The 14,797-nt window shown below is 34.4% G+C and carries 7 protein-coding genes; all 7 read left to right on the forward strand.

Annotated features, from left to right (window positions below; genetic code table 11):
- The first annotated feature begins 40 nt into the window (after window positions 1-40).
- The 7 genes from nagB to DR980_RS13720 all read left to right on the forward strand — a co-directional run bounded on the left by nagB (window position 41) and on the right by DR980_RS13720 (window position 14,793).
- A complete protein-coding gene (nagB, locus tag DR980_RS13690) occupies window positions 41-1,966 on the forward strand; it encodes a glucosamine-6-phosphate deaminase (protein WP_113637107.1) in 1,926 nt (641 codons plus the stop codon).
- Window positions 1,967-2,137: 171 nt separating this feature from the next.
- Window positions 2,138-5,053, forward strand: a complete 2,916-nt coding sequence (locus tag DR980_RS13695) for an FAD-binding and (Fe-S)-binding domain-containing protein (RefSeq protein WP_113637109.1) — start codon at window positions 2,138-2,140, stop codon at window positions 5,051-5,053.
- A gap of 446 nt (window positions 5,054-5,499) precedes the next feature.
- Entirely contained in the window at window positions 5,500-8,004 is a 2,505-nt protein-coding gene (locus tag DR980_RS13700) for a beta-N-acetylhexosaminidase (protein WP_113637111.1), read from the forward strand.
- A 6-nt stretch (window positions 8,005-8,010) separates the two neighbouring features.
- Window positions 8,011-9,318, forward strand: a complete 1,308-nt coding sequence (locus tag DR980_RS13705) for a serine hydrolase domain-containing protein (RefSeq protein ID WP_113637113.1) — start codon at window positions 8,011-8,013, stop codon at window positions 9,316-9,318.
- 475 nt (window positions 9,319-9,793) lie between these two features.
- Window positions 9,794-10,717, forward strand: coding sequence for a FecR family protein (locus DR980_RS13710; protein ID WP_167400568.1), 924 nt, complete (start codon window positions 9,794-9,796; stop codon window positions 10,715-10,717).
- Window positions 10,707-11,315 carry a sigma-70 family RNA polymerase sigma factor gene (locus tag DR980_RS13715; protein WP_113637118.1) on the forward strand — a complete coding sequence of 203 codons (609 nt, stop codon included), beginning with the start codon at window positions 10,707-10,709 and terminating at the stop codon, window positions 11,313-11,315. The genes DR980_RS13710 and DR980_RS13715 overlap by 11 nt, the downstream gene beginning before the upstream one ends.
- A gap of 76 nt (window positions 11,316-11,391) precedes the next feature.
- Window positions 11,392-14,793 carry a SusC/RagA family TonB-linked outer membrane protein gene (locus DR980_RS13720; protein WP_113637120.1) on the forward strand — a complete coding sequence of 1,134 codons (3,402 nt, stop codon included), beginning with the start codon at window positions 11,392-11,394 and terminating at the stop codon, window positions 14,791-14,793.
- Window positions 14,794-14,797: the final 4 nt, after the last annotated feature.

Below are 14,797 nucleotides of genomic sequence, written 5' to 3' on the forward strand. Positions count from 1 at the left end.
TTATATTTGTTAAACTAATTATTTAACCAAAAAATATAGTATGAAAACAAATACTTCTTTGATTTACGACATACCTGGAAAATTTGAAGAAACGCGCTTTGAAAAAAATCATAATGTGATTTTTAATAGCGCTATTGAAGCTTCAAAAGTCGTTGCTCATGAAATAGCAGCATTAATCAAATCGAAACAAACCCAAAATCAACCTTGCGTGCTTGGATTGGCTACAGGTTCTTCACCTATTAAAGTATATGAGGAATTGGTTCGGATGCACAAAGAGGATGGCCTCAGTTTTCATAATGTTATCACTTTTAATCTGGACGAGTATTATCCGATGACTAAAGAAAACCGCCAGAGCTATCATTACTTTATGCATCAGCATTTGTTTAATCATGTTGATATTAAACCTGAAAATATCAACATTCCGGATGGAACAGTTGTATTAGAGGAACTGAATCAATATTGCATTGATTACGAAGCAAAAATAAAAAATGCAGGAGGAATTGATTTTCAGCTTTTAGGAATTGGTCGTACTGGACACGTTGGTTTTAATGAACCTGGTTCTCATATTAATTCCGGAACCAGAATTATAACATTAGACCACATAACCAGAGTTGATGCTTCTTCTGATTTTAATGGTATTGATAATGTTCCTAAAAGAGCGATTACCATGGGAGTTTCAACTATTCTTAAGTCTAAAAGAATTGTTTTAATGGCTTGGGGTCAAAATAAAGCAGCTGTTATTAAAAAGACAATCCAAGGCGAAATCACATCAGAAGTTCCTGCTACTTTTTTACAGAATCATTCCAATGCTACTTTTGTTTTAGACCAATTTGCGGCTTCTGAATTAACACGATTTGAAACGCCTTGGCTCGTTGGTGAATGTGTTTGGACACAAGAATTAAAAAGTAAAGCAATTATTTGGCTTTGCAAAGAAACAAAACAATCCATATTAAAACTTACCGATAGAGATTATAATAATAATGGTATGTCAGATCTTTTAGCTCAAGAAGGTTCTGCTTATGATTTGAATATTAATATGTTTAATGTTTTACAGCATACCATAACCGGTTGGCCCGGAGGAAAACCCAATACTGATGATTCTTACAGACCCGAAAGAGCTAATCCTGCAAAAAAAAGAGTTATTCTTTTTAGTCCACATCCTGATGATGATGTAATTTCTATGGGAGGGACATTTTCTAAATTAATAAAGCAAGGACATGACGTACATGTTGTGTATCAAACTTCTGGAAACATTGCAGTTACGGATGATGAAGCATTGAAATTTGCTGAAGTATGCCGTGATTTTATCGGAAAAGAGAACAGTGAAATTAATTTCTCATCGGTTATCAATTTTCTAAATAATAAGACTGAAAACCAAATTGATTCTTTGGAAGTTCGAAAATTAAAAGGGCTTATAAGACGACGTGAATCGTATGCTGCTACCAGATACATAGGTTTAAAAGATGAAAAAACGCATTTTTTAGACCTACCTTTTTATGAAACCGGGCAAATAAAGAAAAACCCTTTAAGTCTGGATGATATTGCTATCGTCAAAGATATTATTGCCAAAATAAAGCCTCATCAAGTTTTTGCTGCTGGAGATTTGGCAGATCCACACGGTACTCATGAAGTGTGTTTGAATGCTATATTCGAGGCAATGAAACAGTTAAAATCAGAATCTTACATGAATGATTGTTGGTTGTGGTTGTATAGAGGTGCTTGGCATGAATGGGATATTCACCAGATAGACATGGCTGTACCTTTGAGTCCAGACGAAGTAACGATTAAAAGACATGCTATTTTGTACCATCAATCTCAAAAAGACAGAGTGATGTTTCAAGGAAACGATTCCAGAGAATTTTGGGTAAGAGCAGAAGAGCGTAATAAAAATACCGCAAAACTTTATGATGATTTAGGTCTAGCCGAGTATGAGGCAATTGAGGCATTTAAACGTTTTGATTATTAGAAAATTTGAATATTCTAAATTTTACAATGATGGATTTAAATTTGGTATTCATTTTTTGCAGGAGTCTTCAGTTTAAGTAAATTTTTAGTAGACTGAAGACTCTTGCGAAAAGTGTCAATCAGAATGTGTGATATTTTATTCTTTATAAACAACAGCAATTTACGCCACCACATGTCAATTACGCCTCAATTACAAGAATTATCTCAGTCATTAGAAGGAACACTTTTACATGATGATCTTTATAAAACACTGTATGCCACAGATGCTTCAGCGTATCGAATTATGCCGGTTGCTGTAGCGATTCCAAAATCAGAGGACGATATTGTGAAAATTATTCGCTTTGGAGCAAAAAATAAAATTTCAATTACGCCCAGAACTGCTGGAACTTCGTTAGCCGGTCAAACAGTGGGTAACGGAATAATTGTAGATGTTTCGAAACATTTCACCAAGATTGTCTCTTTTGATTCCGTAAAAAAAACGGTTACAGTACAGCCGGGAGTAATTCGGGATGAACTGAATTTATATTTAAAAGAACACGGTTTGTTTTTTGGACCCAATACTTCGACCTCAAATCGTTGTATGATAGGAGGGATGGTAGGCAATAATTCATCTGGAACTACCTCGATTAGGTACGGAGTGACCCGCGATAAAATAGTGGAAATTAAAGCGGTCTTGAGTGATGGCACTTTGGCAGTATTTAAAGAACTGACTTCGGCTGAATTCATTGAGAAAACCAAAGGAAACACGCTCGAAAGTTCTATTTACAAGACCATTTACGAGGAACTTTCGAATACAGAAAACCAAAAAGAGATCATAAAAGAATTTCCCAAACCTGAAATCCACAGAAGAAATACCGGATATGCGATTGATTTATTATTGAAATCGGAACTTTTTGGAGGAACAGAAAATACCATAAATTTAGGAGTACTCCTCTGCGGAAGCGAAGGAACATTAGCTTTTACTACCGAAATCACATTGAAAGTTGATGATTTACCACCAACGAATAATGTTATGGTAGTGGCGCATTTTCATACCATTCAGGAAAGTTTAGAAGCTGTGGTTACGGCGATGAAACATCATTTGTACACCTGTGAAATGATGGATGACACAATATTGGATTGTACCAAAACCAACCGAGAACAAGCCAAAAACAGATTTTTCATTCAAGGCGAACCAAAAGCAGTTATCATGCTCGAAGTAGCTTCACATATAAGTATGGAAGACGCTGAATCGCAAGCCAATGATTTAATAGCCGATTTGGAAAGAAATAATTTTGGGTATGCTTTGCCAAAAATTTATGGAGCTGATATTGATAAAATAAATGAGTTGCGAAAAGCAGGTCTCGGACTTTTAGGAAGTATTGTGGGTGATAATAAAGCGGCGGATTCTATTGAAGATACCGCAGTTGAGTTGAGTGATTTACCCAATTATATTGCAGAATTCTCCGCCATGATGGAGCGCCACGGTCAGAGCGCTATTTATTATGCACATGCCGGTGCCGGAGAATTGCATTTGCGTCCAGTTTTAAATTTAAAAACAAAAGAAGGATTATATCAATTTAGAAACATCGCAACCGAAGTGGCTATTTTGGTCAAAAAATACAGAGGATCGCTAAGCGGGGAACATGGAGATGGAATTGTACGTGGCGAGTTTTTGCCATTCATGATTGGAGACCAGAATTATGAATTGTTGAAACGAATCAAACATGCTTTTGATCCCAATACAATCTTAAATGTGGGGAAAATTGTGAATGCTTTCAAAATGGATGAAAATCTGAGGGTAGAAGCGGGCAGAGTGGAACCAAATATACAAACAATTCAGGATTTCTCGGATAGTATGGGGATTTTGCGTGCCGCCGAAAAATGCAATGGCTCGGGTGATTGCAGAAAATTACCTTCGGCAGGCGGGACTTTATGTCCAAGTTACCGAGCTACCCGGAATGAAAAAGACACTACGCGTGCCAGAGCTAATGCGCTGAGAGAATATTTGACACATTCAGAGAAAAACAATAAGTTCGACCACGAAGAATTGTATAAAGTATTTGAGTTGTGTGTGAGTTGCAAGGCTTGTGCCAGCGAATGCCCCAGTAATGTGGATGTAGCCGCTTTGAAATCGGAGTTTTTGTACCAATACCAAAAAGCAAATGGATTTTCATGGCGTAATAAAGTGTTTGCTTTTAATGCGAAATTGAATGGACTGGGAAGTATTACACCAAAGTTTACGAACTTCATGGTGAATTTGCCTTTGGTGAAAAAAAGTATGGGAATTGCTCCCAAAAGAGAAGTACCGCTTTTGGCTCCAAAGACATTTCGAAAATGGTATGAGAAAAACTGGAATCAGGCGCCAAGTGATTCTTTTGTAAACGGAAAAGTATGTTTGTTTTGTGATGAATTCACTAATTTCTATGATGTTTCGGTTGGAATTGATGCGTATGAATTGTTGACAGCGTTAGGATACGAAGTGATTCTGGTGGATCATGAAGAAAGTGGAAGAGCTTTTATTTCGAAAGGTTTTCTCGAAGAAGCAAAAGCAATTGCGAATATAAATGTTGAAATTTTTTCGAATTACGTTACTGCAGATTTTCCTTTGATAGGAATCGAACCCTCAGCAATATTGACTTTTAGAGATGAATACATTCGATTGGCAGATGATAAAGAAGGTGCCGAAAAATTAGCCAAAAATGTATTTACGGTTGAAGAGTTTTTCAAAAATGAGATTACAAAAGGAAAAATTCATGCAGAACAATTTTCTGAAAAGGAAAAAATAATAAAAATTCACGGACATTGCCATCAAAAATCATTAAGTACAATGGGAGCGACTTTTGCGATGTTGAATGTGCCAAAAAACAGTTCGGTTACCATTTATAATTCGGGTTGTTGTGGTATGGCAGGTTCTTTTGGATATGAAAAAGAACATTATGAAATCAGCATGCAAATGGGAGAAGATACTTTGTTTCCAAAAATTAGAACAACTGATCCATCCGTAGCTATTGCCGCAGCAGGAACCAGTTGTCGCCACCAGATTTTTGATGGAACGAGCAGAAAAGCATTGCATCCAGTGACCATTTTAAGGAGTTTTTTGAAATAAGTTTTTCGAATTTAATTTGATTTTGTCTTGACTATTTTGTGTGGTTTTTTTAAGTGTTTTACGTGAGCCATGCTACGTTTTTTAAAAAAAAAATATAGGAGTGTTTAATAGTTCCCGATAAATATACAAGGCAAGAAAAACATTAGTAGTTTATTTCATTCTTGGTTCTAGCGGAAATTATTCAACTGGGATAAAAATTTTTAGAGGGGTTTGAGAACTGGTTGATAAATATAGTTTTACAGAGAGTAGTATTGACAGAAATTATACAGGTTCGTAATTTGTTAGTATAATCGATACGAATTTTAAATATGAAAGGTATACAATCGATGAATTAGTTTCTTTTACAGGCAAATTTAAAAATAGCATTTATGACATTACAGCTTTGAGTCAAACACAAACCGAAAGCATCGCAGTAGAATTTATAACAAAATAATAAAGTTAAAAAGATGAAAAAAAGTATGCTACTACTTGCAGTTTTCTTGAGTTCCTTGAATGCGTTACAAGCTCAGAAACTGGATATAATTCCAAAGCCCGTAAAAATAGAACAAAAAGAAGAAGTGTTTGTAATTCCTCCATCGGTGCAAATTATTGTTGATAAAAAATTACAGAAAAGTACCGATTATATAGTAAGCAATTTTTTAAAAAATACAGGTATTGTTCCGATAGTCTCTATTGGAAACAAGCATAAAAAAAATGCAATAGTATTTGGGGTAGATGAAAAAATAGATATTCCAAATGATGGTTATGAATTGATCGTAACTAAAAAAGGAGTTCGTCTAAAAGGGAAATCTCCAAACGGAGTTCTGAATGGTTTTCAAACCTTATTACAAATCTGCTCCGCAAAAGGGGTGCAAAAAGGAACAATTCCAGTCGTAAAAATAGAGGATTATCCTCGTTTTGAATGGCGTGGAATGATGCTTGACGTTTCAAGACAGTTTTTTGATAAACAAACGGTCAAAAATTATATTGACTGGCTGGCAGCACATAAAATGAATATTTTTCATTGGCATCTTACAGATGATAATGGTTGGAGGGCTGAAATCAAATCAATGCCAGATTTGACTCTAAAAGGAGCTTGGAGAGGCACAGGAGAAGTATTGTTACCATCATACGGTTCCGGAAATAAGCGGTATGGTGGTTATTATACTCAAGACGACATCAAAGAAGTGGTGGCCTATGCCTCAGATCGTGGAGTTTCTATTATGCCCGAAATTGAAATCCCGGGACATTCTCGTGCAGTAACGGCCGCTTATCCAGAAATTGGTTGTGTTACAACTCAGGAAACAAAAAGTGTTCAAGGAGAAGTGAAAAATGTATGGTGTGTAGGTCGTGAAGAAAACTATCAAATTTTAGATTCTATTATTAGAGAATTTACGGAAATGTTTCCTTTTGAATACATCCATGTTGCAGGAGACGAGGTTAACAGAGCTAATTGGGAACAATGTGAAAAATGTAAAGCTTTGATGGGAAAAGAAGGATATACAGATACTTTTCAACTTCAGAATTATTTCTTTAAGCGTGTTGAAAAAATTGTAGAAAAATACAAAAGAAAAACAGCGGGTTGGAACGAAATTCTTAAAGGTGGAGAAATGAATCCGAATACACAAGTTTTTGCATGGCAAGGCGTGAGTTACGGAATAGAATCTGCTAAAAAAGGACATCCAACAGTCATGATTCCGGGACAATACACATATTTTGACATGGCCCAATCTGAAAATGAACGTGGTCACCGCTGGGCTGCCATTATAGATACAAAAAGAGTCTACTCGTTTGAACCCATTCCTGAAAACGATTTAACATCCGAGCAGCAAAAATTGATAAAAGGAGTTCAAGGTGCTTTGTGGAGTGAGTATCTAGACCGTCCGACACGATTTATGGAATACCAGAGTTATCCAAGAATTAGTGCTTTATCAGAAATTGCTTGGTCTAAAAAAGAAGATAAAAACTGGGAAGATTTTTATGGAAGATTAACAAATAGTCATTTACAACGTTTGGTTAATATGGGAATTGCTTTTAGGGATTTTCCACCTTCCGCAACTTATAAAAGCGGGATCATTACTGTGACACAGCCTTATGAAAGGGCTGTTGTACGCTATGATGCGGGAGGAAACGAACCTACAATACTTTCACCGTTATATACAAACCCAATTCAAACAAAGAGTTACGAGAAATACAGGTTTCGTACTTTTTTTAATGAAGATTCAGCAAGTCCTGCTGTAAAAGTAGAGAAACTACCAGTTGCAAGCTGGAATACATCTCAAGTTGAAACTTTGACTATTTCGGAGAATATTTCCGAAAATGTTGATAAAAATGGGATTTGGTACCTAACTTTTAATCCTACAACTGACGCAGCCACTAGTGGGATCGTTAGAACAGTTTCACTTTTTGAAAATGATAAATTGATACAAACATATCCAGAAGAAAAAACAGTGAAATCAAAACCACGCCTGCGGTTTTTGATTGAAAATTACAACGAAACAAATAACTATCGTTTGGATTTTATTATTGATAATAAAGTAGCAAAGGAGTCTTCTGCTACGGTAAATTTCAATTGTTCACCGTATCAGGAACCAGAGGTAAAAGTTACTTCCTCAATGGCTGAAAATCCTAAATTTCCACTTTCAAGATTAGAGGATTATAACATAGAGACTTATTTGCGTACCGATGTTCCATGTGTAAGTGGTGACTGGATTTTATACACTTTCACAAAACCTGTTGCTTCTTCTAAAATTGATGTGTTAACTGGAATTCCGTACCACCCAAGATTTATTGTTAATGATGGTCATGTTGAATATTCATATAACGGTTTAGATTTTGAAAAAGGAGATGTTTTTGATTACGGAAATGCATCAATTTATCCAAAACAACCAGTAAAGGCAGTTAGGATCATGATCACAGGGACAAACAACGAATCTCTTATGGCTGCCCAGGATTTGAGAATTAATCCTTAAAAAATAATGAAAAAGATAACAGTTAGACTCACACTTGTTTTTTTGATTTCTTTGGGAATCGGTTGTCGCTCCCTAAAGAATAAAAACAAATATTTCGATACAAAAGAAAAGGAAGTTTACATCGATTCAATGATGAATAATGCGCTGGAAAAAGGATTTTTTCCGGGAGCTCAGATTGTAGTGGGGAGTAAAGATTCTGTTTTTATATTAAAAAATTATGGCTATCATGACACCTCAAAAAAGCAATTAGTAAAAACAGATAATGTATATGATTTGGCTTCTATGTCTAAAGTTTTAGGAGCCACCCTTGTAGCAATGCGTTTGGTTGCCGAGGATAAAATAAATTTGAAAGATAAATTAGGAGAGGTAGTCGCTGTTTACAAAAATACGGCTATTGCCGATTTAACCCTTTTTGAATTACTAACCCATACTAGTGGACTAAAATCTGGGATTTCTTTTTATCAAAGCTTGCTGTCTACAACCGATGGGTCACCTTTGTTAAGCAATCAACAATCGGCTGGTTATCCTAATTCATTTGATGTTATGTATGTAAATAAAAACATTGTTTACGATACAAAATACCTTGTTTTTGAACCAAAGGAGAATTATGTTCAGATTTATAAAAATATGTGGTTAAATCCTGAGTTTTATAAAACGGTTTATGGAAGAGTAGCTTTGGCTAATACCAATCCTCGTGGCAACTACTTGTATAGTGATTTGAATTTGATTCTTGTACAACAAATGATGGAGGCAAAAACTGGTATAACACTGGATCAACTGGCGAAAGAAATTTATAGCGAATTAGGCATTTCAAAAATTGGATACAATCCGTTGAAATGGACTTCTGAGGAAAATGTAATACCCACCGAAATTGACAATTTTTTTAGAAAAGATACCATTAAGGGATTTGTACACGATGAGGCTGCTGCCATTTTAGGAGGAGTTTCTGGAAACGCTGGCTTATTTGCTAACGCAGCATCCATCTCGGTAATTTGTCAGTTGTTACTAAACAATGGGAAGTATCAGGGAAAACAAATTCTAAAAGCAAAGGTTGTTGCAGCGTTTACAAAATCACCCCTTGCCAAAAAAGGAATTTATCGTGGGCTTGGTTTTGATAAACGAAAACCTGATGCCTTTTATAAAAAAAGTGATTTTGGGCATACGGGTTATACAGGGACTTTTTTCTTTTTGGATTCCAATAACAATAAGTTTTTGATTATTCTTACCAATCGTGTAAATCCTTCTCGAACTAACATACTTCTGTATAAAGATAATTTTTTCCAAAAAATTTGGAAACAAATAAACAATTACTAGAAATATAAATCTCCTTTTTTTACTACTTAATTTTATCACTTCACAGATTTAATATTGATCTGAATTTATTCTTTTTAGTTCTAATAATTTCGAAAAAAAAAGGTTTTAATCTTCAATTTTTCAAGTTGGTATGCTAATACCTTTGTTAAGTGTTAAAAAAGGCTTTAAAAGTGACCCTTCCGAAACAATTTTCGAACCACTTTTTAGATGATTTGAAGCTTTTGAGAATGTTATCATTTGTTGATTCAAACTAACTATCCCATTAAGTTTATTCTTAACCCTAGATCCACTTCAACTTAGCATATTCAATTTCCATAAAAATGTCTATTAACAATTCTATAACAATATCGTGTCGATTTGATGGTATTGAAAACTAGGGGTATTTCTATTATTTTGACTCCTATTAGTAAAGAGAATTTTTATGTCTAATGTAAGTCAGAAGGAAAAAAAATGTGTGAGGTACCTTGCCAATGAAATGACAAAAGCAGAACGATCTGTATTTGAAATCGAATTGTCTTTAGACGATAATTTATTTGCTGCTTTTGAAAATTTTCAAAAAATTTGGATTAGTTATCCCAATAATGAATTACCAAATCAAACTATTTGTTTTGAAGAAATTCTTGCTAGATCGAGGAAATCAGAGAGAGTTAAATCTGTAAAATTTTCCATAAAAAGAAAGGCAGTTCTTTCTACAGCATTCCTAGTGGTTTTTTGTTTAGGTTTTTATTTCATCGGAAACACACAATCTGAATACACCAATCATAGAATTGCACCAAAAGGACAGCGGCTTACTTTCATTTTACCGGATAGTAGTACTGTTACTTTAAATGCGGGCAGCGAAGTTAAATATTCAAGTGATTTTGGAGAACAAAGAAGTATTTGGTTGAAAGGAGAAGCTTTTTTTAAAGTTACGAAAAATATCAATTCTCCTTTTGTTGTCCAGACTAATGATTTTGATGTAAAGGTATTAGGAACAGAATTTAATGTTAATAGTACTACTATCAATCAAACTGTTTCTTTAGCAAAAGGAAAAGTAAATGTATTGCTTAAAGAGAGTAAGGATGAAATAAATCTGGTGCCAAATGAAGAGTTAGTATGGAATTCTAAAACCAATTTAGTGATCAAGCGAAATTTTGATGTGAATAAGGTATCTGCATGGAAAGATAATATTCTCCTTTTAGATGATGAGAAATTTCAAGATGTACTTCCAAAGATTAATCAATTTTATGGAGTGAATTTTATTATCAAGGATTCTGCCATTGCTAATCAGCGTATAAAAGGTGCTTTTAAAAGCCAGACAATTGATGAATTTATAACTTCTTTAGAGTTTATTTCAGATGTAAGTATAAGAAAAACCATTCTAAATAACATCGAAATAACCAAGTATCATGAAAATTAACCAAACAAAAATGGGCAGTAGTGATTGTTTTTCAGACGATTATTTATTTCAGCAAATTCGAAATGGACAATACGAGGCAATGGAACTTTTCTTTAATAGGTATTATACGCCTTTGTGTCGTTTTGGAATGAGTTATGAATCGAACTCTTGTCTTGTCGAAGAAAAAGTGGCTGATATTTTTATTCAGTTGTGGACCAATAGAAATATTCTTGATAAAATTAAAAACCCTAAATCTTATATCTATGTAATAGTGAAAAACAGTTTAAAAACAGCACGTAAATCAGAACAGTTTTACCAACAAATTGATGAAACTAAACCTATAAATTTTATGTTTTCGCCGAGTCGAGAACAAGAAATTATTGAAAATGAACAAAAAGAAATGAAAACCAATTTGATCCGTGAAATATTAGATATTATTCCTAAAAAATCACGTCAAGCTTTTGAACTCAGCAGAATTGACGGATTAAAATACAAAGAAATTGCAGAAATTTTAAACGTCACACCTAAAACAGTGGAAAACCACATAGCACTCGCACTCAAGTATATTAGTAAAGCTCTGGAATCCTATAAAAAAGAAGGAGTTCTTAACTCTATTTAAATAGTTGTAGAAAAAATCAACTTTTTTAAAATCAGCTTTAGTTTGTTAAAACAATCAATAAATAAACACACATAAAATGAAACAAAAAATCATGTTAACGGCGTCCCTCTTGCTCCTGTTAGGTAATGGGATATCGTATTCGAATCCTTCAAAAATGACTGCTGTTGAAGTAAATGTTGCTAAAAAAGAGAAAATCAATTTAAACCTAAAAGACGTTTCCATTAAGCAAACCTTTACGTTTATAGAACGACAAATAAACAGCAAATTTATCTATAGGTCGGACCAAAATTTTCTTCAAAAGAAAATTTCTATTACAATAAATAACCAAGAGTTAAATCAAGTACTAGCCGTTTTGAAAACTAAAGTGAGTCTTGATTTTAAGATTACTAAAAATGGAGTTTTAGTAAAAGAACTGATTGGGGTTACTACAAAAAGCGGTGTTAAAAAGGATCAACAAAATCGAAAAATCACTGGTGTAGTTTTAGACGAATCTAATTTGCCTATTCCTGGGGCTTCCGTTTTTGTAGCAGGTACCACGATAGCTGCAACAACTGATTTTGAAGGAAAATTTACGATTAATGTTCCTGAAAATACAATGGTTTTATCAGTGAGTTATATCGGATTTGAGACTAAAATAATCAACATTGAAAACCAGACTGAAATTAAAGTAATGCTTTCTGAATCCGCTTCTCAATTAGACGAAGTTGTAGTTGTGGGTTATGGAACTGAGCAAAGACGAAATGTTACCGGTTCTGTATCGTCGGTAAAAATGAAAGAGATTGTGTCACAACCTAAAGCAAATGTGACCGAAATGCTGGAAGGTCGTTTGCCAGGGGTTCAAATCATGAGTGATAACAGCCCGGGAGGTGGATCTTCAATTCGTGTACGCGGTTTTAGTACAATTAACAACAATGATCCGTTAGTGATTATTGATGGAGTTCCTGCGTCGAATGGTTTAAATGGGATCAATCCATCTGACATAGAAACTCTTCAAGTGTTAAAGGATGCTGCTTCGTCTTCAATTTATGGTTCACGAGCCGCAAATGGAGTTGTTGTTATAACTACTAAAAAAGGAGGCAAAAGTGGTAAAACTGAAATGCAATTTGATGGGTATTCCGGTGTTCAATCAGCCTTTAATTTACCTACAATGTTGAATGCACAGCAATATGGAGATTTACTTTGGCAAGCCACAAAGAATGATGGTAAAGTTCCATCGAGTGGTATTTATGGCAATAACCCCGATTCCCCTACAATTCCTGCGTTTCTTAATGCTGGCAATACAATTCCTAGTGGTGATGTAAAATGGATTGATGAAATTATGCGACCTGCAGCGGTTCATTCTTATAATTTGTCCTTGTCAAAAGGAGATGAAAATAGTCAACATGCTTTTACACTTGGCTATTTTAATCAGGAAGGAATTATAAAACACACTGGATTTGAGCGTTATTCGGCACGATTTAATTCTAGTTACAAGATAAAAGATTTTCTGACTATTGGCGAAAACTTTACGGCTTCTTATTCGGAGCAAGTTGCAACTGGAACTAATAGCTCTCTGGGAAGTATTGTTTACAATGCCCTACAATTTCCTTCGATTGTTCCGGTGTATGATATAAACGGAAATTTTGCGGGAAACCCAATCAATGATATTTCGAATCCATTAGGAAGTTTAACGCGTGCCAAAGACAATATACAAAAACGGATTCAGGCTTTAGGAAATGTATTTGCCAGTGCAAAAATTAGTGATTTTACTTTTAAAACTTCTTTAGGATTGGACTTTCAAAGTTTTAATTTCAGAGATTTCTCACCTGTTTATAATGAGATTCTTTCGCAAAACGTAAAAAATGCGTTAACTACTAGCAACAATTTTAATTATCAGCTTACGATCTCTAATACTTTAAATTATCAAAAGCAATTAGGTCAACACAATCTGGATCTGCTTTTAGGACAAGAAGCCATTAAATATTATTACGAAGGTTTTGGTGCTTCTCGTCAAAATTTCCTTTATGAAGATCCCAATTTCAGATATTTAAGTTACGGAACTGAAAATCAATTAAACACGGGGACTGCAAATGAATGGGCTTTAAACTCCTATTTTGGTAGAGTAAATTACAATTTCAATCAGAAATATATTCTAAGTGCTACGGTGAGAAGAGATGGAACTTCAAGATTAGCCAATAATAACTGGGGCACTTTTCCAGCAGTTTCTGCAGGATGGAGAGTAGATAAGGAAGAATTTTTTGATTTTGGAAATACGTTTACTTCCTTTTTACTTCGTGCCAGTTGGGGACAAACAGGAAACCAACAATTACCTTCGTATTCTACAGTTGATAGTTATTCCAACAACAATAATTACTCTGATTATGCCATTGGAGGTCAGAATGTGATTTCAACAGGATTAACACAAACGCGAGTTTCGAATGCAAATTTATCTTGGGAGACTACTACTCAGCAAACAATTGGCTTGGATCTTGGTTTTTTCAATAATAAATTGAATGTAACGGCAGAATATTACAACAAAGAGACCAATGATATTCTGGTCTATAATGTTATTCCATTAACCTATGGAGGTACAAATGACGGACAGTGGATTAATGACGGACAAATGAAAAACCGTGGATTTGAATTGGATTTAAATTATGCCGATAAAATCAGTGATTTCTCTTATGATCTTGCTTTAAATTTGACGGGATACAAAAATGAATTGACTGCTTTGAATAGTGTGGCTTATTTAGGAATTCCTAGTTCGTCCTTGCATACTGTCAATTTTGGTCAGGAAATATCCAGAAGTGCCGTTGGACAGCCTATTGGATCTTTTTATGGATTTGTTTCGGAAGGTCTGTTTCGAAGTCAACAAGAAGTTACGGATTATGGAATGCAGCCCAGTGCGCAAGCTGGAGATCTCAAATTTAAAGACATTAACGGTGACGGAGTAATCAATAGTAGTGACAGAACCTTTATAGGTTCTCCGCATCCAGATGTTATGTTAGGTTTTAATATCAATTTGAAATACAAACAGTTTGATATGGGAATGTTTTTTAATGGAAGTTTTGGAAACGATATTTACAATCTGACAAAATACAAAACTAATTTCTTCAATCAAGCGGCTTACAATAAAGACAGTACATTATTAGGTGCTTGGACGGTTGATAATCCTAATTCTTCTATTCCAAGATTGTCCTTAGATGATAGAAATAATAATATCCGACCTTCATCCTATTATGTTGAAGATGGTTCTTATTTTAAATTAAATAATTTACAGTTGGGGTATACTTTTAATCCAGATATTCTCGCTGGAATGAAATTGCGTTTGTATGGACAAGCGAGTAATGTATTTACTATTACTAAATATAGTGGTTTAACACCCCAAATAGGATTACAGAGTTACACTTCAAGCAACCGAAATCTTGACATAGGTATCGATAGAGGAATTTATCCCACTTCACGAACATTTACTTTTGGTTGTAATTTAAACTTTTAAATTT

Source organism: Flavobacterium psychrolimnae (assembly GCF_003312425.1).
Lineage (GTDB): Bacteria > Bacteroidota > Bacteroidia > Flavobacteriales > Flavobacteriaceae > Flavobacterium > Flavobacterium psychrolimnae.

What these genes read in the sequence shown, in the direction of transcription:
- nagB (WP_113637107.1), top strand. Translation starts at nt 41, where the DNA reads ATGAAAACAAATACTTCTTTGATTTACGACATACCTGGAAAATTTGAA.
- DR980_RS13695 (WP_113637109.1), top strand. Translation starts at nt 2,138, where the DNA reads ATGTCAATTACGCCTCAATTACAAGAATTATCTCAGTCATTAGAAGGA.
- DR980_RS13700 (WP_113637111.1), top strand. Translation starts at nt 5,500, where the DNA reads ATGAAAAAAAGTATGCTACTACTTGCAGTTTTCTTGAGTTCCTTGAAT.
- DR980_RS13705 (WP_113637113.1), top strand. Translation starts at nt 8,011, where the DNA reads ATGAAAAAGATAACAGTTAGACTCACACTTGTTTTTTTGATTTCTTTG.
- DR980_RS13710 (WP_167400568.1), top strand. Translation starts at nt 9,794, where the DNA reads ATGACAAAAGCAGAACGATCTGTATTTGAAATCGAATTGTCTTTAGAC.
- DR980_RS13715 (WP_113637118.1), top strand. Translation starts at nt 10,707, where the DNA reads ATGAAAATTAACCAAACAAAAATGGGCAGTAGTGATTGTTTTTCAGAC.
- DR980_RS13720 (WP_113637120.1), top strand. Translation starts at nt 11,392, where the DNA reads ATGAAACAAAAAATCATGTTAACGGCGTCCCTCTTGCTCCTGTTAGGT.